This window comes from Advenella alkanexedens (assembly GCF_019132845.1).
GTDB lineage: Bacteria > Pseudomonadota > Gammaproteobacteria > Burkholderiales > Burkholderiaceae_B > Advenella > Advenella alkanexedens.
Genome location: NZ_JAHSPR010000001.1, coordinates 90,755 through 109,622 on the forward strand (window position 1 = coordinate 90,755; position 18,868 = coordinate 109,622).

Genomic DNA, 18,868 nt, shown 5'->3' on the forward strand with positions numbered 1-18,868 from the left:
AACCATTCAGTCTTGAACACCCAACCGCCACAAACGGGTCACTTCCGCCTTTCTGGCGGCATGCAACCCGTCTGTGGCATCGGTCACTTTAGCATGATGCGGTTTTATATCAAGCCGTTCCAGCACGGTTAATCCCGCCTGGCGTATCCAGTCAGGCAAGTCTTCAGGGCTTCGCAAACCAAGGTGCTCGGCAAAATCAGACATAATCAGCCAGCCCTGGCCATTCCGGTTTAAATGAGCGGGTAGATGCTGCAAAAAACCCTTCAGCATTGCACTACCGGGATCATACACCGCCTGCTCCAGCGGTGAGGATGGTTTTGCAGGAAGCCAGGGTGGATTACAAACGATCAAATCCGCCTTGCCTTCAGGAAAAAAACTGCGCTGCTCTACCGTTATCACGTCCTCATGGCCCAGATTGGCAATATTGAAACGGGCACATTCAACCGCCCTTTCCTGCAAATCAGTCGCCACAATATGCGGTACTCCCCGTTTGGCCAGAATAATTGACAAAACACCGGTACCGGTACCAATATCAAACGCGGTCTGGCAGCCTTCAGGCAAGGGGGCCTGGTCGAGCAACTGCAAATATTCACCCCGTACCGGTGAAAACACCCCATAAAACGGATGGATTTTGCCACCTGCCTGGGGCACCGGCACGCCGTTGCGGCGCCACTCATAAGCACCAATCACCCCCAACAACTCTCTGAGTGAAACTACAAAAGCACCGGTATGGTCATACACTTGTTCACAGGCTTGTTGCACATCAGGAGCGCGACGAAGCGCGATATGAAAGCCAGGCTCAATTCGAATAAGCAGCATACCCAACAGACGGGCACGTTGAGCCTTCCCCAAACGGTACAAATTGAAAGCATCACGACTGTTTTCCCTGGTGGCGGTTTTTTCTTTTTTTCTGGCCGTTTTCTTATCAAGACGCCGTGCCATGGCCTGCAACAGCTGACGGGCATTCTGATAATCACCCTGCCACAGTAAACCGACCCCTTCATGCGCCAGCCTAAGTGCCTCATCGGCAGTCAAAGTATCATTCACAGGCACAATACGCCTGGGTGGCCTGGCACCGCTTTCAGAATGCCACTGGACAGCATGATTTATTTCGTTTTCCTGCCAGGAAAGGGTTTGCGGCATAATTTCAACAGTCATTCTCTAAACACGCGACAACAAAAAAGCCATATAGGCAAAATAAAGCAAAACAAAAAACGCGCCCTCTTTACGGGACACCATGGATTTGCTTCTAAAAATGGGGATACACAACAAGGCAACCGCAATCATTAATGGAAAATCAATCCAGAGAAGATCGTGACCTATAGTGATTCCACCCGGCACGACAAGCGCAGTCACACCCAGGATAAACAAAATATTGTAAATACTGCTGCCAATCAGATTGCCAATCGCCACATCCCGATCATTCTTGATGGTGGATAAAATAGTAGTAAAAAGCTCGGGAGAAGAGGTTCCAATAGCCACAATGGTTAAACCGATAATCGCATTGGAAACCCCGAAATGCTCGGCAATGGTGACCGCACTATCAACCAGCAGATCCGCTCCCAACACAGATAAAGCCATACCCGCACACAACACAATCAGGTTCCAGGTTTTGGTGGCGGCTGTCCAGGTCGTAATGGTTTTTTCGGCACCAAACTCCTGGACAAACTCATGCTGCACGGCAATAGACTCTTTATGACTCATGCGAATCAACACAAGCGTGTAAACAATGGCCATCAAAAACAGAATTCCGCCATCAAGCCGACTAATGACCCCATCCATAGACAGAAAAAGCAAAAATACGGAACAAAACACAACGACAGGCAAATCCAGCTTCAGGCTTTGTTGTTGAATGGGCAATGCTCGAATGGCAGCACTCAAGCCCAGGATAAAAAGAATATTAACCAGATTGGTGCCGATAATATTCCCAATGGCCATTTCCCCTTGACCACTCAAACCGGCCGTGATCCCCACTGCCAGCTCAGGAGTACTGGTACCAATGGAAACAATCGTCAAGCCAATAATAATCGGCTTGATATGCAGCATGACGGCAATACGTGCTGCACTTCTGAGAATCATCTCGGCGCCAAGGATAATAATCACCAGGCCGGCTACAAAAATAACAGCGGGATGGAATTCCAATTACTTCTCCAGCTGTCTCAATACAAATTTGCGGATTTCACTAAACCACAAAACGCTACTGCCCATCAAAATGCACATTCCCCATTGCTCCAGACTGAGCGGAACAGTATTGAATGCCACATTGAGAAAGTCCACATGAACCACGGCAACCTGCAACAAAGCCGACAGACCCACCGCCCACAAAAGCCACCGGTTAACAAACATATTCGTGAACGCGCTGCTTAATTCCGAGCGGGCATTGAAACAATTGAATAGCTGCGCAAAAACAAGCACTGTAAAACCTGCTGTACGGGCCAACTCAAGACTTTCATTGCCCTGCAGCATGCCGCCTGGCAAATAAAAATCAATGGTCATCAAGGTGGCGAGACTCATCACCAGACCGACCAGTAATACACCCAGCCACATCCTGCCATCAATGGTGCGTTCTGTTTGCCGACGCGGCTTGCGTGCCATCACATCTTCGGTCTGCGGGTCCAGTCCCATGGCCAGCGCAGGCCCCGAGTCGGTCACCAGATTGATCCACAAAATCTGGGTCGCCATCAGGGGCACAACAACCCCGCCACTTTCCGAATACAAACCAAGCAGGCCCGCACCCACCACCCCCAAAAACACGGTCAGCACCTCGCCCATGTTGGAAGACAGCAAATAACGCAGGAACTTGCGGATATTATCAAAAATATTACGACCTTCACGCACCGCAGATACAATGGTGGCAAAGTTATCATCGGCCAGAATCATCTTGCCGGCCTCTTTGGTGACTTCAGTACCGGTAATCCCCATGGCCACACCAATGTCAGCCGTTTTCAGGGCCGGCGCATCGTTAACGCCATCACCGGTCATGGCCACAATATGTCCCCTCTTTTGCAGTGCATCCACAATACGTTGCTTGTGAGTTGGTGCCACCCTGGCAAAAACGGATACGTTGTCCACCGCCTGCAGGAAAGCCTGCTCATCAAGGCGATCAAGCTCTTCACCGGTAAGCGCACCCTCATCTTCGGCAATAATGCCCAAATCCTGTGCGATGCGGGCTGCCGTGCGCGGGTGATCCCCCGTAATCATAATGACCCTGATTCCTGCCCGATGGGCTTCCTGAATGGCAGGTCCCACTTCTTCACGCGGAGGATCTATAATCCCGACCGTACCGACAAAGATCATGTTTTGCTCAAGCGCTTCCAACTGATCAAGATCCTCATGACTGCCAATGGGACGATATGCAACGGAAAGCGTCCGATAAGCGGCCCCGGACAAACGATCCACATCAGCCAAGGCCTTGGCCCTCAGCTCATCGGTAAAAGCCACCACACCCATCCCCAAGCGGCATTTCGTGCAGCGCTGCATAAGAACGTCCGGTGCCCCCTTGCTGATCAAGACCAGCATATCATCATGCTCATGATCTTTTTCAATGGTCGACATCATTTTCCGGTCGGAGCTGAAAGGAATTTCCAACACCCTTTCAAAACGCTGCTTACGGCGTTCTGCCACATTCAGTTTCTGTTCGGCCACCAGAAAAGCGGCTTCGGTCGGATCTCCCCGGATCTCCCACTCTCCGTCCTTGTTCAGGCGCAAATCCGCGTTATTGGCCAGGCTGCCACCACTCAGCAAAGCCACCTGTTCGGCATGTAACTGCCCTGACTCCAAGGGCTTACCATCAACACTGACACTCCCTTCCGGTATATAGCCAACCCCGCTTAAGTCGGTATAACCCGAACTGGTATACGCCTGCCCAATCATCATTTCCGAACGGGTTAGTGTTCCTGTTTTATCGGTACAAATCACCGAAGCTGAACCCAATGTTTCAACAGAAGAGAGTTTTTTAACAATTGCATTTCGCTTGGCCATTTTCTGGACACCCAAGGCCAACACCACCGACAAAATGGCGGGCAAACCCTCGGGCACGGCCGCCACCGCCAGCGAAACCCCCAGCAACAGAACATTAATGACATCTGAAAGACTATTTATTTCCGACAGCAGCAATACCGTGACCACCACGACCAGGGCAATTGCACTCACGGCCTTGCCAAGCATACGGCCAATATGCCCGATTTCCTTTTGCAAAGGGGTTTGCCCTTCAACGGTTTGATCCAGCATTTGCGCAATGGATCCCATTTCCGTATCCATGCCGGTTGCTGTCACGACCGCTTTGCCGGTGCCCTGCACTACCGCGGTTCCCTTGAAAATCATGTTCAGGCGGTCACCTAACGGCAAAACCCGCTCCAGGCGAGCCGCATCTTTCATGACGGCCTCGCTTTCACCCGTCAGGGACGCTTCCTGGATTTTCAGGGCCGACGCACGAAGGAGCCGGGCATCAGCCCCGACGGCATCCCCCTCTTCCAGCATGAGAATATCTCCGACCACCAGACTGGTACTGGGTACACGGCTCACCACGCCATCACGCAATACGGCAGACGTGACTTCGGTCATTTTTGCCAGTGCCGCCACCGCGTTTTGCGCCTTGTTCTCTTGCACATAACCCAAAATGGCATTACCCACCACAATCAATAAAATCACCAGCGCATCAATGGGCCAGCCTACCCAACCCTCTACGGCCCAGGCAATCACGGAAATCAAAATGGCAATCAGCAACAAATAAACCAATGGATCCTGAAACTGCCTCAAAAACCGTTTCCAGCCAGGAACCGGCACGGCAGCCCGCAGCACATTGGGACCATCCTTTTGCAATCGCTGGCTTGCCTGTGAACTGCTCAAACCGGTTTCAGGATGAGTACCCACCTCCTGTACAACCGCCTCGGGGCTTTGTACGGAAGGATCTGTCTCGCCACGCTGCTTTGCCATTTCCCTGCTTTCCTTTGAAGATTACTTTTCCTGCAGTTTCCAATACATGAAACTATGTGATTTTGAAAACAAACGCCTAAAAACAAATAGCACGGCCAACACACAACCGATGGCCGATGCTGCACTAAGAAAAAACATGACAATAATCTGGTAACGGATCGCCTGCTCGGGATCCTGACCTGCCAGAATCTGCCCGGTCATCATGCCGGGAAGACTCACCAGCCCAATAACCATCATGCTGTTAATCGTTGGCATCATGCCTGCCATCACTGCATTTTGTGCCGGCTCCTTATAAGCCTCCCAGCGGGTCGCCCCCAGGGAAAGCATCATTTCCACCTGTTCACGTTTCTGAATCAATTCATGCGTAATGCGATCCAAGCCCAATGACACGCCTGTAAGCGTATTGCCCAGAATCATGCCCATAATGGGAATCACGTACTGGGGCTTGTACCAAGGTTGTACCTGCAACACGAGCACCAACCCCAACAAGGCTATCAGCCAGGAAGACACCCATACCGAGACCAGTGCATCCACTCTCATGCCGCCGTATTGAACACGATTGCGATTATGCGCAGCCATACCGGCGATCAACGTCATGATGCCAATAATAAACAGCACCACATACCATTGATCCAGACTGAACACCCATTTCAGGATATAACCAATCAGCAACAGCTGAACAACCATCCTGACCGCAGCCACCAACAGGCTCTTTTCAAGCTTGAGCTTTAAAAAAAAGGAAATCAAACCATTGGCCAGCACCAGCAAAGAGGCCAAAGCAATATCCAGATAAGAAATTTCGATATAAGAAGGCATTATGCAACACCTGTCGTTAATACACCGGCATTCATATGCCAGACTTGCCGCCCAACCCGTTTTTTTTGCTGCTCATCATGACTGATCCATACATAAGCCCTGGTTTCATCATGCAGTTGCATCCATTTATTGATTAATAACTCCACCTGCATGGCCATGTCCACATCCAGGGCAGAAGTGGGTTCATCAAGCAGCAAAATCACCGGATCCAGTTGCAAAACCCGTAACAGACAAACCAGCTGCCTTTCCCCACCTGATAAGTCAGCCGCATTTTTTTGCAAAAACGAGTCCGGTTTATCGATCACGGCTAAAAATCGGGCGATTTTTTCTGGATCGAAACGACGTTCCCGATTGATACGCAAGGCAAATGGGAAGACCAGATTTTCCTGTACCGTTCCCCGTAACAAGACGGGGCGTTGCCGGATATAAGCCACCCTTGAACGATAATGTGGAATATCCACCGGTTTTACAAGCTGTTCGTTAAAAGTAATACTGCCCTGATCAGGTTGGTCAAGCAGGGCCAGCATACGACAAAACACGCTCTTGCCCGACCCTGAGCTTCCGGACAGGACAATACGGTCACCCGAGTAAATCAAACAGGAAGCGAATTTCACCAGCATGACCTTGTTAATCGGGTCTGTCCGGCACAGATTATCGGCTTTGAGCAAGGCCGTTTCATTACCCATCATGACTGTCCAAGAGAATGGTGACAGGACCATCGTTGATGAGGGCCACTTTCATATCGGCACCAAAAATACCGCTTGGAACCGTCTTACCCAATGCCTTTTCAAGCGCCTGCACAAAACCATCAAAAAAAGGCAAGGCCATTTCCGGACGGGCCGCCTTGATATAAGAAGGACGATTGCCCTTGCGCGTATCCGCCAACAGGGTAAACTGGCTAACGGCCAGAATCTCAAACCCCTTGTCCAGAATAGAAAGATTCATGACTCCCTGCGCATCATCAAAAATACGCAATTGCGTCATTTTACGCACCAGATAATCGATATCTTTTTGCGTATCCTCCGGGCTTATCCCCACCAGCGCCAGCATTCCCGGGCCAATGCTTGCGACCAACTGCCCATCAACCGTGACACTGGCCTGTTGTACCCGCTGAACAACCACCTTCATTTGCCGGCCACCCGATATACCCATTGAATGATGTCATGATTGATCCGGCTTGATGCCTGCCCGAAAGCCTGAACGACCTCGGGGACCTGACTTCCATCAACCGGTTCGGCAACACTGAAATGCCGACTGTCAATTACCCGGCCACTTTGGCTGTTGACAAGACTCGCCTCAAAGGAAATGACAACAGTGGGTTGCTCATTACGATAAACAACCTGAAAATCCACCAGATCTCCTCGCAATTGATAATCAGCGAACAGGTTTTCCCTTTCATTATCAACGGCTTTCAGGTCGCTGATTCTACGCATATCCCGGATAAGCCTGTTACGGAAAACAACCGGTGCGAAATCATTCCAGCGACTTCCCTCATAAACACTAAGACGATTGCCGTCCGGTGCAACGGCAATACGGTTGGAATCAAGAAAACTGCCGGCATAAGGAGTAAAAACACTTAAGGTCTTGGCTGACAAACCTGAAAAAGACGGTACAACTGTCTCATGGGCAGCTGGCAACTGATAAACGATGAGTGGGTCTGATTCGGGAAGAATTGAACATGCGCCGAGTAATGAAACCAGCGATACTGCCAGGATGCACCTGAATTTCCTTCTCATGGCTTGAACTCCTTGATTTGATTGCCGTTTAGCAGATACCCGGACGGATCTTCCCTGAGTTGCCGAAGAATGCCTTGTAAATCACCGAAAGCATTCCTGAATTCAAGCAAAGCCGGGCCAATACCCTTTAACCCCTGAATACCCTGACCAATGGCTCCCTGATTGTTTTTAACCAGCTTCTGAACATTGGCGCCCGCGTTTTCCACTGACTTCATGGCTTGGCTGGCATTTTGCAAGAGCCTGGCACCCTGCTCGTTAAGCAAATCATTGCTACTGCTGGCCAGATCACCAATAAACCTCATGGCACCATTCACCTGTTTGACCATTGCCGTCAACTCGACCAGGAAACTATCCACATTGTTTTCCTGGGCAGACAGAAAATTGCTGATTTCCTCAATGTTATCCAGCGTACTGTCAATTTTTTCGGCATTTTCATCAGACAAAATATTTTTGGCATTCACAATCAGTTCGGTCAGGTTATACATTAATGATTCACCATTACTCAATAGCGCCATTAAAGCCGAGGGAGTTGCTACAATAACCGGGTCTTCATCACCCACTCCCACCAATTCAGGGCTGTCTGGCGAACCACCACTCAACTCAATGACTGAAAGGCCGGTAATACCCGTCATACTTAATTTGGCCGTCACATCCTGTTTTATGGGTACATTTGCCTGAATCCTGACCCGGGCAAGTACCTTGCCTGGATCATTGGGACTCAAAGACAAAGACACCACATCGCCCACCTTGATGCCGCTGTACTGCACGGCACTACCTTTGGACAAGCCGCTTACCGCTTGATTAAATTCAATGATGTAATAACGTGCATTATTATCAGCACTGGATTTACCCAACCAAAGGGCAAATAACAAAGCTGCCGCCGTACAGACAACGGTAAAAATGCCAATCAGCACGTGATGCGCCTTGGGTTCCATTTTTTCTACTCCCGGGACAACGTGTGTCCTGCTTGATAGGCCGCCCTTCCTCGGGGACCATGAAAATATTCCTGAATCCAGGGATTATCAATTTGCTCTATTTTTTCCAATACATCGACGGCCAATACTTTCTTTTCAGACAAAACGGCAACCCGGTCACAAGCGGTATACAAGGTATCCAAATCATGGGTCACCAAAAAAATAGTGAGCCCCAGGGCATTACGCAAGGTCATGATAAGCTGATCAAAACTGGCCGCACCAATAGGATCAAGCCCCGCCGTTGGCTCATCCAGAAAAAGAATGGCCGGATCCAGTGCCAGGGCCCTTGCCAAAGCGGCACGCTTGACCATCCCCCCTGACAGACTGGCCGGGTAATCATAAGCGGCTTTGGCCGGCAAACCGGCCAGCGCGATTTTCAAACGGGCAATTTCCTCGGCATCGGCCCGTTTCAGGCCCGCCTGCTCGATTAAGGGAAAAGCGACATTCTCAAGTACCGTCAGGGATGAGTATAAAGCACCACGCTGAAACAGCACGCCAAATTTTCTCTCAAGCGCGGAGCGGTCACGATCAGGAAGCTGAAGCAGGTTTTGCCCAAAAACCCTTACTGAGCCAGACGCAGGCCGAAGCAACCCAACGATAGATCGCAGCAGCACCGACTTGCCGGTCCCCGAGCCGCCCACAACCCCCATGATTTCTCCTTGGTAAACATCAAGGTCAAGGTCTTTATGGACAACGTGGGTACCAAAGCTGTTTACCAGATCCCTGACCTCGATGACAGGCACAGGATTTTCATTCCATTTACCTACCATCCCATCTCCATGAAAAACAAGGCAGCCAAGGCATCAAGCAAAATAACCAGAAAAATACATTGCACCACGCTGGAAGTGGTGTGCTCCCCCACTGATTGGGCGCTGCCATCAACCTTGAAACCTTCATGACACCCAACCACGGCAATGACAAAAGCGAAAATCGGTGCTTTGACCATACCAATCCAGAAATGACGGACCGGCACATTCTCACTGATAATATCCATAAACATAACCGGGGAAATTTCAAGGCTTACGATACAAACCACCAGGCCACCCAACATGCCAGACAGCATGCCCAGGAAAGTAAGGATGGGCAGGGAAATCAGCAAGGCCAGCACACGCGGAATTACCAACAGATAGACCGGATTCAGGCCAGATGCCCTGAGCGCGTCAATTTCCTCATTGACCTTCATGGAGCCCAACTGCGCCGTAAAGGCACTGGCCGTTCTGCCGGCCATTAAAATGGCGGTCAGTAAAATGGCAAACTCACGCAAGTTGGAAAAGGCCACCAAATGCACCGTATAAACGGAAGCACCGAAATCGGCCAAGACGGTGGCACCTAAAAAAGCAATGACAGCCCCCACCATAAAGGTGAGCAGCATGACAATGGGAACGGCATTTAATCCACTGGTTTGCACCTGTGCAACCACCGAAGTAAAACGCCATTGACGGGGATGCCACACAAGACGAAACAGGGATTCAAGGATCAGCCCGGAAAACCCCAGCAATGAAATAAATTGCCGCCACACCGTGGTAACGGAGTACCCTATTTGCCCGAAAATTTGACTGATTGGGCCGGCTTCAGGCTTTTTCGGGACCCCGTCCGTTAACTCAAGCGCCTGCGCAACCGTTTGGAGCAACGCTTTCTTTTCTGCCGGTAAAGGACTGTCTGCCTGCAACAGCAGGCGCGTATTGTCCTGTCCCAGCAATTGAATCAGCCTGGATGCACCAACGGTATCAAGCATGCCAAGGCGACTGCCATCCAGACTGATTTTTTCAGGTACAGGCTGTTTTTTATACCGCTTCGTGAATTTTTCCAATGCGACAAAGTTATCCAGTATCCAGTCACCCTGAATACAAAGATAATAACCATCGGCCCGCTGTTCTGTAACCAGAAAATCAGCTTGCATGGCATTCACATAGAAAATAATAGTAACGCATTTTATCGTTCACTCACCAAATGGTAATTGCTCAGATCTTACTATAATTCATTTCTAAAAGCCCAGATCCGAGCCTGCCCCCAGCAAAGTTGCAACACCCAGTGCGGCAAAAATACAGGCTGCAATTGTATGAACCAGCTTCATGGGAATGCGGTCGGCCAGCTTATCGCCTATAAATACCGCCGGAACATTGGCAATCATCATACCCAATGTGGTACCAATAACAACCATTAATAACGTTGTAAAGTGCGCACCAAGCGCGGGTGATGAATAGTGGGCAGCCATGGCAACCGTGGCAATCTGGGTTTTGTCACCCATCTCGGCCAGGAAGAAAGTAACAAGAGTGGCACCAAAAACGCCAAACTTCCCGGCAATCGTGGTTTCTTCTTCTTCGATTTTATCGGGGATCAGGGTCCAGATGGCCATGGCAATAAAAGAAAGACCCAGTACCCAACGCAAAATCTCCGGGCTAACGGCTGCTGTAATCCAGCCCCCCAGTGCACCGGCCAAACCATGATTGACAACGGTGGCAACAAGAATTCCAAGAATAATGGGCAGGGGTTTTTTAAAGCGGGCAGCAAGAATAAATGCCAGTAATTGGGTTTTATCACCCATTTCGGCCAGGGCCACCACGCCAGTAGAGACAAGAAGTGCTTCCATAAATACACCTTGGCCGGAAAGAGACGAATGACTACCGCACTTTTCCGGCCAATGTAGAAAGCGCAATAATCAAAGGTCTTGCCAAGTTTTTTGAGAACCGTTTACGCCATGGTGAATACCAAGCATGTTGACGCAAACCCCTGGAAACAGAGAGGCTACTCCCCAATGAAGTAAACGGATTCTAGCACGTTCATGGAATAATTAAAGCCTGTTTTGGCGATAAGACCACACTATTGCCATCTTTTTAAGTGGAAACTGCCAGACCTTTCTCGTCAAACAGACCCTCGAATAAAATCGAGCTTAAATAACGCTCGCCTGAATCAGGCAGGATAGCCACAATGACTTTACCGGCATTCTCAGGCAGTTTGGCCAGACGAATCGCGGCGGCAACGGCAGCCCCGCTTGAAATGCCTGAAATAATCCCTTCCTCACGGGCAAGACGCAAGGCGTATTCCACCGCGTCCTCATTGCTGACCTGCTCTACACTGTCAATTAAGGAAAGATCAAGCACTTCCGGGATGAAACCTGCACCAATGCCCTGAATTTTATGAGGGCCTGGCTTGATTTCCTGACCGCTACGGGCCTGTGTAATCACTGGACTGCCAGTAGGCTCAACCGCAACTGCCTGGATTTTTTTGCCTTGGGTATTTTTAATATAACGGGTGGTACCGGTTATGGTACCACCGGTACCAACACCGGAAACCAGGATATCAATCGCACCATCCGTATCATTCCAGATTTCAGGACCCGTAGTGGTTTCATGAATGGCAGGGTTGGCAGGATTTTTAAATTGGTGAAGCAAGACATATTTAGCCGGATCTGAAGCAACAATTTCCTCGGCTTTGGCAATCGCACCACTCATGCCTTTGGCCCCTTCTGTCAGGACCAGCTTGGCACCAAATGCCGCCAGCAGTTTACGACGCTCAAGACTCATGGTGTCGGGCATGGTCAGGGTAATGGGAATGCCTTTAGCGGCGGCGACAAATGCCAGCGCGATCCCTGTGTTGCCACTGGTCGGCTCAACAATTTCTTTTCCGGCCGTCAAAACCCCTTTCTGCTCTGCATCAGCAACCATGGCGGCACCAATCCGGCATTTGACCGAATAGGCGGGATTACGCCCTTCTATTTTCACCAGAACCGTTGCGCCAGCACCATCGGTAACACGATTCAACTTAACCAAAGGTGTGCGCCCTATTGCCTGCGCGTTATCAGAAAACCATTTAGCCATACAGATACCCAAAAAAATTGCTGAAAAATTTCAGTTTGAAGATTAAATTTCAAAAAAGTATAGGCTGATTCTTTAAAAAAAAGAACAACTAATTTATTAATTTTATATTACTAAAATTTATATAAAACACATAAAAAATAATGTACAAACAAGACAGGCACAACATCAAGGAGGAAAAATTGGATCTGGAACTTTCAAACAAACAGGTACTTGTCACGGGTGGTTCAAAAGGCATCGGATTGGCCAGCGCCATTGCCCTGGCCAAAGAGGGTGCCCATATTCATCTGGTTTCAGGCAATGCCCAAACCCTGGCAAAAGCAGCCGATGAATTAAAAACACAAACAGGTACAACAGCACAAACCACGGCCCTGGATTTATCCCTGCAGGAAAACCGCGAACAACTGGCTCCGGTTCTGAAAAACACCGACATCCTGGTTAACAATGCCGGTGCCATTCCCGGTGGTGGCTTCAAGGAAGTTGACTTTGCACGCTGGAGCAAAGCATGGGATCTGAAAGTACATGGTTATATAGAATTGACCCGACTGGCCTTGGATTTCATGATGGCAAGAAAATCAGGGGTCATCATTAATGTGATTGGAGCCGCTGGCAGCAATCCTCGCTATGAATATCTGGCGGGTTCTACCGGCAACGCAGCACTTATAGCCTTCACCAAGGCTGTAGGCGGCTACAGCAGTACAGCCGGCGTACGCGTGCTGGGTCTTAACCCGGGACCGACCAAAACCGATCGCCTGCTAACCCTTTACAAATCGCGGGCACAAGCCAAATTCAATGACTCCGAACGCTGGCAGGAACTGCTTGAGCACCTGCCTTTTGGCCGCCCTGCCGAAGCGGAAGAAATCGCTGACATCGTCACTTTTCTGGCTTCGGCAAGAGCATCCTACCTAACTGGCTTGGTGATTGAAGCCGATGGTGGTGCCGGCTTTCTGAAATAAACAGGCGGTTTCCAAGTCATTCAAAGCGCTGGAATGAAAACCGGCGCTTTTTTCTTTAAAACCAATTGCATTAGCAGGCCACCATAAACCGGCAATTTCGTTATAAAAAGACAAAACGCTTATTAAACGATCAAAACTTATTAAAACCAAAATAAATATTTATTTATCAATGGCTTATAAAAATATTTCAATCTTATGAAATAGTTATCCACAATGATCTCAACAAAATTTGTGGACAGATTCAGCCATGTGGACAAATTTCCCCGACTTTAAACCGCCTTACCCTTGAGCAACGCAGTTGTGATTTCAGCCACATGCTTACCCTGGTAATGTGCACCATCCAGTTCATTTTTACTGGGTTTTCTGGCGCCGTCACCCCCTGCAATGGTGGTGGCCCCATAAGGACTGCCACCGGTAACCTCGTCAAGTATCATTTGTCCCTGGAATGAATAAGGCAAGCCCACCACAATAAAACCGTGGTGCAATAGAACAATCTGGGTCGACAAAATCGTGCTTTCCTGGCCACCATGTTGGGTAGCGGTAGAAGTAAAGACGCTACCCACTTTACCAATTAAAGCCCCGGACGCCCATAAACTGCCGGTTTGATCCAGAAAATTTTTCATTTGGGCTGCCATATTGCCAAAACGGGTTGGCGTGCCAAAAATAATGGCATCGTACTCAACCAGCTCTGCCGTGGTGGCAATAGGTGCCTGCTGGTCCAGCTTGAAATGCGCATTGCGGGCAACCTCTTCAGGTACCAGCTCGGGTACCCGTTTAACCACGACCTCTGTACCTGGCACCGCCCGCGCACCTTCGGCAACCGCTTGCGCCATGGTTTCTATATGCCCGTAAGAAGAATAATAAAGTACTAAAATCTTTGCCATGATGATTCCTTCTGTTAAAAACTGCATGAACCACAAAGAAACGTACTGACACAGACAGTATATTACAAAACCGCCCAAATAATACATGGGTAACGCGGCCTAATCCGTTAGGCCACCGGGTGCTCATTCTTGGGAGAATCGTACAAGGCCTGATGCAAATTCTCACGGGCAATATCCGCCCAGGCTTCTACATCAAACTGTAATTCAAGCGTGGCACAGGTAGGCATATAGGCAACTCTATCTGTAAATAAATGGACAAAATCCGTTATCTCAGGGTTGTGACCTACCAGCATGACATAAGACAAACCATCATCAAAATCTTTCACGACCTCAAGAATATCGCCAGGCTGACAGGCATACAAACGGTCATTCACGGTAATATTCCTGTGCTTGTAGCCCAACGATTTGCCCAGGGCTTTTGCCGTTTCCGCAGTACGCACCGCCGGACTGCTTAACACCAGGTCAGGTTTGACCCCACGACTGGCCAAACGTTTCCCCATTTTCTCTACATCATGCCTTCCCCTGCCCGCCAATGGACGGATACGATCCGGCAGGGTAGGATCGCTCCAGCTTGACTTTGCATGACGAACCAATAATAAGGTTTTCATTTTTTTTATCCTTAATGTTAAATCCTGCTCAACATTATCATGCCATTGTTTCAGGCAGAGGGATGAACTCAGTATTGTCATCGGGCGGAAGTGAAAATTTCCCGGCCTTCCAATCCGCCTTTGCCTGTTCTATCCGTTCTTTCCGGGAAGATATAAAATTCCACCACATATGCCGTGGCCCCAACGGCTCGCCCCCAAGAAGCATTAGACGGGTGTTTTCCTGCGCCATCACATCAGGCAAGCTGTCCCTGGCAAAAACCAGCATTTGCCCAGCCACATAAATTTGCCCCTGTATCTGCAGTTTGCCACTATTAATATAGAGCGCTCTTTCAGGATAAGCCCGAGGCAACGGTACCCGCATGCCCATGCTTACTTCCATATGCAGGTAAAATAACGGAGAGTGAACCGTTACCGGGCTTTCCAGTCCAAAAGCGCTACCGGCAATAAGTCGGGCCCACAGGCCTTCCTCCCTCATGACCGGCAACTCAAACGCATTGTAATGAACAAAGGAAGGTTTGGTTTCTTCATACTCTTCGGGCAAGGCAACCCAGGCCTGGATACCATCAAGACGCCCTCCGGTAGCACGCATGCCGTCAAAACGCTCTGAATGGCTAATACCTGCACCCGCTGTCATCCAGTTTAATTCACCAGGCAAGATAAGTTGCTTATAACCAAGACTATCCCGATGCGTCATTTCACCTTCGAACAGATAAGTCACGGTAGATAGACCAATATGGGGGTGAGGCCTAACATCACGCTCAAGTGGAATGGGCGCCACCATATCATGAGGCCCCATTCGATCAAAGAAAACAAAAGGACCTACCGATCGGCACTTGCGAAAAGGCAACACCCTGCCCACCTCAAATCCACCACCAAGATCATGGCGGCGTGTTTCAATTACGATTTCTGGCATGATGGTTTTTCCTGTAAAATCAAGGCATAATTCATGATAAATGAAATCCTTAAGCTTGACTTGTGGTGTTTTTACCCATTAGCCGAAAATCATAACCATTACTTACATATTTATATTTTAAGTATTAAGTAACTATCATATAATCGCAGCACCTGAAAAGGTGGACGGCCCCGGGTTGATTGCAGCTTGGATACAATCAACCAAAGCAGTTGTCGCAAATTTTCTGGCTGCTTTGCCGTCCTTCATAAAACTGTCTCCCCTAGCCCAAACCATACATTAAAAGAAACTTTCACTTGCCACACCAGGACTTGCCCGGCCAACTTGAGTGTTGCGGCAAAATAACAAAAAAACAACTATCCAAACCGGTTAATTATTAATTATCATTAAACCTGTTACTCTCAAACAATTTTATTATTCATAACAAAAATATCAATGGACAAACAATTAAACCAACAATGGTATTACGGCTGGAATATTGTAGGCGCCGCGACTATTCTGACCTTGCTGACTGTGGGCATGCGACTGGGCATAGGCCCGTTTTTTTTACCCATTATCAATGACTTGCACTTTACCCGCAGTGAACTCTCGGGCGTTATTGCCATCGGCATGCTTTTTTACGGCCTTGGCATGCCCGTTGCAGGCTACCTGGTGGGCACCAAAGGCACCCGTTTTGTACTTTTGTCAGGGACAGCCATTGTCGTTGCGTCTTCCATCTGGACAACCCTGGCAAGCAGCTTGACCAATTTTTTCTTTGCCTATGGTATTTTCCTTTCAATTGGATTGGCCTTTACCAGTCAGGTAGCGCTAACACCCGTCATCAGCCGCTGGTTTATCAGGCAAAGAGGCATGGCGCTGTTCTTTTTATCCACGGGTTCCATGGCAGGTATCGCCATCATGACCCCCCTGTTTACGTATACTAATGAAACTTTTGGCTGGAAAGAAACTATCCTTGGTTTTGCCGCCGTGTTTGCCCTTATTACTATTTTCTCTGCCCTGTTCATCATTCGCGAACACCCGCCAGAACATGCCGACCTGTTAAATAGCGCTTCAGCTAAAAAGACAACCGCTGCCAAACCAGCCACTCAAACAGCTCCCATCAGCCTGAAACAGGCCTTGCGCACCGGACCATTCTGGAAAGTAGTACTGGGACTGTTTGCCTGTGGCTATAGCATGAACCTGTTAGGTGCCCATGGCGTTCCCATGCTGATGGATCACGGTTTTGACTCGGCCAGCAGCGCACTGGGCATCGGCCTGATTGGCCTGATTGCCATTTTCAGCACTTTGGTACTGGGCCGTATTTCCGATACCCTGCCCCGACGCTATATGCTGGCCGTTATTTATTTTGTGCGCGGGCTGGGCTTTTTCGGGCTTGTCATGGTTGCCGTTAACTGGCAACTTTTTGGCGTCGCCACCGTGGGTGGTGTGGTCTGGGCTGGCAGCATTGCGCTTTCTTCCGCCATTCTGGCAGATATTTATGGGGTTAAACTGGTGGGCGTTTTATATGGCCTGGCCTATGTGGGGCACCAAGTAGGCGGCATGATCAGCTCATGGCTGGGCGGCTGGGCTTATGAAACGTTCCATACCCACTGGATTTCTTTCGGCTCAGCCGGTGTCTTCTTGCTGCTTGCCGCCATCATCTCATTAACGCTTCCCGATAAAAAGCAATTCCAGTCTGCCTAAAACACAACAGCCTGCCAACCTTACCTTGAAAAAAATGCATAAATATACATTAAAACTCAGCAATGGAAAAACGGTTCAGATCCTTGCCAAAAGCGGGGGTGATGCCATAAAAAAAGCGGTCAAGGCGTATGGCTGCCAGCCTGATGAAATTTTAGTTATTGCGGTGCAAAAAATAGAGGTTTACCGGCCCAAATAGCCACGCTTTGCAAGCCATTGAGCTGGCAAAATAACCTAAAACAAATTCTGAGGGCTATAATTCGTAACAAATTTATCTGGGTATCAAACAACTACCTGCAATTCTTATCTGTTAAAGGCAAATTCGTTGCAACACTCCTTAGAAATTAATGCCATCGCCAGTTTCACGCTGGCTATTCTGCTTTTGTTTATTGGCAAAGGCTTAAGCAATCGTATTACCTGGCTACAGAAATACAGTATTCCAGAACCCGTCATTGGCGGGCTGGTCTGCACCGTTATGGTTTGCATGGCTTATTATCTACTGGATCTGCGGATTTCCTTTACCCTTGGCGTACGCGACATGCTGCTCCTGTATTTCTTTGCGGCCATTGGTCTTAATACTAATATTCAAACGCTAAAACAAGGGGGCCGTGCATTAATTATCCTGGTGATTGTTGCCTCAATTTTCATGGTGCTGCAAAACCTGCTTGGCATGAGTATTGCGCAGTACTTTGACATGGACCCCAGAATTGGTTTAATGGCCGGTTCCATCTCATTAACCGGCGGGGTGGGTACCACTATGGCCTGGGCCTCGCATTTTGTTAACACCCTGGGGCTGGATAATGCCGTTGAGATTGGTATTGCGTCCAATATGGTGGGCATGATTGCAGCATGTATGATTGGCGGTCCGATTGCCAGCCTCCTGATCAAGCGACATCGCATACAAACGTCGGCTGACCCCGAACTTGATATTGGGATGCGCTACCAGGATGAGCCCTACAAGCGGCTTAACTACTACGGCGTACTAATGGCCATTTTCTGGCTAAATATCTGCCTGATCATGGGTCGTGTGATTATTCGCCTGATCGCCTTTACCGGCCTTAACCTGCCCGCCTTTGTGGGTTGCCTGCTGGCTGGCATTATTATCCGTTCGGTAACGGCACTGGTCGTTCCCAAAGGCGGCCGCATCTGGCGCTGGCACAGCATGCAACCTGGCATTGCACTAATCTCTGATTTATGCCTTGGTATTTTCCTGACTATGGCGCTAATGGGCTTGCAACTGTGGGTCTTGCAACCCATGATTACGTTTATTACCGTCACCATGATTCTACAGATTTTACTGGTGATTGCATTCATTCTATTGGTGGTTTTCAAAGTCATGGGACGTGATTATGAAGCCGCCGTCATGTGTTCAGGCTTTGGCGGCATCGCGCTGGGTTCCACGGCCACTGCCATTGCCAATATGAGTGCCGTTACCCGCGTATACGGTAACGCCCCACGCGCCTTTATTGTGGTGCCGCTGGTCTGCGGGTTCTTTATTGACCTGATTAACGCGCTGATTATTGGATTTTTGGCAAGGTAAACATCAACTTTCAT

General features: G+C 49.1%; 19 protein-coding genes and 1 riboswitch. Of the genes, 4 read left to right on the forward strand and 15 right to left on the reverse strand.

Annotation, left to right across the window (positions count from 1 at the left end; genetic code table 11):
* Positions 1 to 6 precede the first annotated feature (6 nt).
* From KU392_RS00430 to cysK, 12 genes are all read right to left on the reverse strand, one after another.
* Positions 7 to 1,158, reverse strand: coding sequence for a 50S ribosomal protein L11 methyltransferase (locus tag KU392_RS00430; RefSeq protein ID WP_169294815.1), 1,152 nt, complete (start codon positions 1,156 to 1,158; stop codon positions 7 to 9).
* A gap of 3 nt (positions 1,159 to 1,161) precedes the next feature.
* Entirely contained in the window at positions 1,162 to 2,142 is a 981-nt protein-coding gene (locus KU392_RS00435; protein WP_217734269.1) for a calcium/sodium antiporter, read from the reverse strand.
* Entirely contained in the window at positions 2,143 to 4,935 is a 2,793-nt protein-coding gene (locus KU392_RS00440) for a cation-translocating P-type ATPase (protein ID WP_217734270.1), read from the reverse strand.
* Between the two features lie 21 nt (positions 4,936 to 4,956).
* Positions 4,957 to 5,751 carry an ABC transporter permease gene (locus KU392_RS00445; protein WP_169294817.1) on the reverse strand — a complete coding sequence of 265 codons (795 nt, stop codon included), beginning with the start codon at positions 5,749 to 5,751 and terminating at the stop codon, positions 4,957 to 4,959.
* On the reverse strand, positions 5,751 to 6,440 hold the full coding sequence (locus tag KU392_RS00450; protein WP_217734271.1) for an ABC transporter ATP-binding protein: 690 nt from the start codon (positions 6,438 to 6,440) through the stop codon (positions 5,751 to 5,753). The genes KU392_RS00445 and KU392_RS00450 overlap by 1 nt, the downstream gene beginning before the upstream one ends.
* Positions 6,430 to 6,879, reverse strand: a complete 450-nt coding sequence (gene dtd / locus KU392_RS00455; RefSeq protein WP_169294819.1) for a D-aminoacyl-tRNA deacylase — start codon at positions 6,877 to 6,879, stop codon at positions 6,430 to 6,432. Before dtd ends, KU392_RS00450 begins: the two co-directional genes overlap by 11 nt.
* Positions 6,876 to 7,487: an ABC-type transport auxiliary lipoprotein family protein gene (locus KU392_RS00460; RefSeq protein WP_217734272.1), complete on the reverse strand. Its 612-nt coding sequence runs from the start codon at positions 7,485 to 7,487 to the stop codon at positions 6,876 to 6,878. The genes dtd and KU392_RS00460 overlap by 4 nt, the downstream gene beginning before the upstream one ends.
* The gene (locus KU392_RS00465) at positions 7,484 to 8,422 is read right to left on the reverse strand and encodes an MlaD family protein (RefSeq protein ID WP_217734273.1); all 939 of its coding nucleotides are present in this window, start codon (positions 8,420 to 8,422) and stop codon (positions 7,484 to 7,486) included. Before KU392_RS00465 ends, KU392_RS00460 begins: the two co-directional genes overlap by 4 nt.
* Positions 8,423 to 8,427: 5 nt before the next feature.
* The gene (locus KU392_RS00470; RefSeq protein ID WP_169294822.1) at positions 8,428 to 9,231 is read right to left on the reverse strand and encodes an ABC transporter ATP-binding protein; all 804 of its coding nucleotides are present in this window, start codon (positions 9,229 to 9,231) and stop codon (positions 8,428 to 8,430) included.
* Complete coding sequence (locus KU392_RS00475; RefSeq protein WP_169294823.1) at positions 9,225 to 10,361, reverse strand: MlaE family ABC transporter permease; 1,137 nt, start codon at positions 10,359 to 10,361, stop codon at positions 9,225 to 9,227. Before KU392_RS00475 ends, KU392_RS00470 begins: the two co-directional genes overlap by 7 nt.
* Positions 10,362 to 10,445: 84 nt before the next feature.
* Positions 10,446 to 11,051, reverse strand: a complete 606-nt coding sequence (locus tag KU392_RS00480; RefSeq protein WP_217734274.1) for a TMEM165/GDT1 family protein — start codon at positions 11,049 to 11,051, stop codon at positions 10,446 to 10,448.
* 1 nt (position 11,052) lies between these two features.
* Positions 11,053 to 11,229, reverse strand: a riboswitch (yybP-ykoY riboswitch).
* Between the two features lie 66 nt (positions 11,230 to 11,295).
* Positions 11,296 to 12,279: a cysteine synthase A gene (gene cysK, locus KU392_RS00485; RefSeq protein ID WP_169294825.1), complete on the reverse strand. Its 984-nt coding sequence runs from the start codon at positions 12,277 to 12,279 to the stop codon at positions 11,296 to 11,298.
* Between the two features lie 179 nt (positions 12,280 to 12,458).
* Here cysK and KU392_RS00490 point away from each other — a divergent pair, with 179 nt between their 5' ends.
* Positions 12,459 to 13,232: a short-chain dehydrogenase/reductase gene (locus KU392_RS00490; RefSeq protein WP_169294826.1), complete on the forward strand. Its 774-nt coding sequence runs from the start codon at positions 12,459 to 12,461 to the stop codon at positions 13,230 to 13,232.
* A gap of 269 nt (positions 13,233 to 13,501) precedes the next feature.
* Here the strand turns inward: KU392_RS00490 and wrbA are convergent, their stop codons facing one another.
* The 3 genes from wrbA to KU392_RS00505 all read right to left on the reverse strand — a co-directional run bounded on the left by wrbA (position 13,502) and on the right by KU392_RS00505 (position 15,637).
* Positions 13,502 to 14,116, reverse strand: coding sequence for an NAD(P)H:quinone oxidoreductase (gene wrbA, locus KU392_RS00495; protein ID WP_217734275.1), 615 nt, complete (start codon positions 14,114 to 14,116; stop codon positions 13,502 to 13,504).
* Between the two features lie 107 nt (positions 14,117 to 14,223).
* Positions 14,224 to 14,724, reverse strand: a complete 501-nt coding sequence (locus tag KU392_RS00500; RefSeq protein ID WP_217734276.1) for a SixA phosphatase family protein — start codon at positions 14,722 to 14,724, stop codon at positions 14,224 to 14,226.
* Between the two features lie 37 nt (positions 14,725 to 14,761).
* Positions 14,762 to 15,637: a pirin family protein gene (locus tag KU392_RS00505; protein ID WP_169294829.1), complete on the reverse strand. Its 876-nt coding sequence runs from the start codon at positions 15,635 to 15,637 to the stop codon at positions 14,762 to 14,764.
* Between the two features lie 432 nt (positions 15,638 to 16,069).
* On the opposite strand from KU392_RS00505, the gene KU392_RS00510 reads away from it, so the two are divergent.
* The 3 genes from KU392_RS00510 (at position 16,070) to gltS (ending at position 18,854) form a co-directional block, all read left to right on the forward strand.
* Entirely contained in the window at positions 16,070 to 17,317 is a 1,248-nt protein-coding gene (locus KU392_RS00510; protein WP_217734277.1) for an MFS transporter, read from the forward strand.
* A gap of 34 nt (positions 17,318 to 17,351) precedes the next feature.
* Positions 17,352 to 17,513 (forward strand): hypothetical protein, encoded by a 162-nt coding sequence (locus tag KU392_RS00515; RefSeq protein ID WP_169294831.1) that lies wholly within the window; start codon positions 17,352 to 17,354, stop codon positions 17,511 to 17,513.
* A 126-nt stretch (positions 17,514 to 17,639) separates the two neighbouring features.
* The gene (gltS, locus tag KU392_RS00520; RefSeq protein WP_217734278.1) at positions 17,640 to 18,854 is read left to right on the forward strand and encodes a sodium/glutamate symporter; all 1,215 of its coding nucleotides are present in this window, start codon (positions 17,640 to 17,642) and stop codon (positions 18,852 to 18,854) included.
* The last annotated feature ends 14 nt before the right edge of the window (positions 18,855 to 18,868 follow it).

What these genes read in the sequence shown, in the direction of transcription:
- KU392_RS00430 (WP_169294815.1), bottom strand. Translation starts at nt 1,158, where the DNA reads ATGACTGTTGAAATTATGCCGCAAACCCTTTCCTGGCAGGAAAACGAA.
- KU392_RS00440 (WP_217734270.1), bottom strand. Translation starts at nt 4,935, where the DNA reads ATGGCAAAGCAGCGTGGCGAGACAGATCCTTCCGTACAAAGCCCCGAG.
- KU392_RS00445 (WP_169294817.1), bottom strand. Translation starts at nt 5,751, where the DNA reads ATGCCTTCTTATATCGAAATTTCTTATCTGGATATTGCTTTGGCCTCT.
- KU392_RS00450 (WP_217734271.1), bottom strand. Translation starts at nt 6,440, where the DNA reads ATGATGGGTAATGAAACGGCCTTGCTCAAAGCCGATAATCTGTGCCGG.
- dtd (WP_169294819.1), bottom strand. Translation starts at nt 6,879, where the DNA reads ATGAAGGTGGTTGTTCAGCGGGTACAACAGGCCAGTGTCACGGTTGAT.
- KU392_RS00460 (WP_217734272.1), bottom strand. Translation starts at nt 7,487, where the DNA reads ATGAGAAGGAAATTCAGGTGCATCCTGGCAGTATCGCTGGTTTCATTA.
- KU392_RS00465 (WP_217734273.1), bottom strand. Translation starts at nt 8,422, where the DNA reads ATGGAACCCAAGGCGCATCACGTGCTGATTGGCATTTTTACCGTTGTC.
- KU392_RS00470 (WP_169294822.1), bottom strand. Translation starts at nt 9,231, where the DNA reads ATGGTAGGTAAATGGAATGAAAATCCTGTGCCTGTCATCGAGGTCAGG.
- KU392_RS00475 (WP_169294823.1), bottom strand. Translation starts at nt 10,361, where the DNA reads ATGCAAGCTGATTTTCTGGTTACAGAACAGCGGGCCGATGGTTATTAT.
- KU392_RS00480 (WP_217734274.1), bottom strand. Translation starts at nt 11,051, where the DNA reads ATGGAAGCACTTCTTGTCTCTACTGGCGTGGTGGCCCTGGCCGAAATG.
- cysK (WP_169294825.1), bottom strand. Translation starts at nt 12,279, where the DNA reads ATGGCTAAATGGTTTTCTGATAACGCGCAGGCAATAGGGCGCACACCT.
- wrbA (WP_217734275.1), bottom strand. Translation starts at nt 14,116, where the DNA reads ATGGCAAAGATTTTAGTACTTTATTATTCTTCTTACGGGCATATAGAA.
- KU392_RS00500 (WP_217734276.1), bottom strand. Translation starts at nt 14,724, where the DNA reads ATGAAAACCTTATTATTGGTTCGTCATGCAAAGTCAAGCTGGAGCGAT.
- KU392_RS00505 (WP_169294829.1), bottom strand. Translation starts at nt 15,637, where the DNA reads ATGCCAGAAATCGTAATTGAAACACGCCGCCATGATCTTGGTGGTGGA.
- KU392_RS00510 (WP_217734277.1), top strand. Translation starts at nt 16,070, where the DNA reads ATGGACAAACAATTAAACCAACAATGGTATTACGGCTGGAATATTGTA.
- KU392_RS00515 (WP_169294831.1), top strand. Translation starts at nt 17,352, where the DNA reads ATGCATAAATATACATTAAAACTCAGCAATGGAAAAACGGTTCAGATC.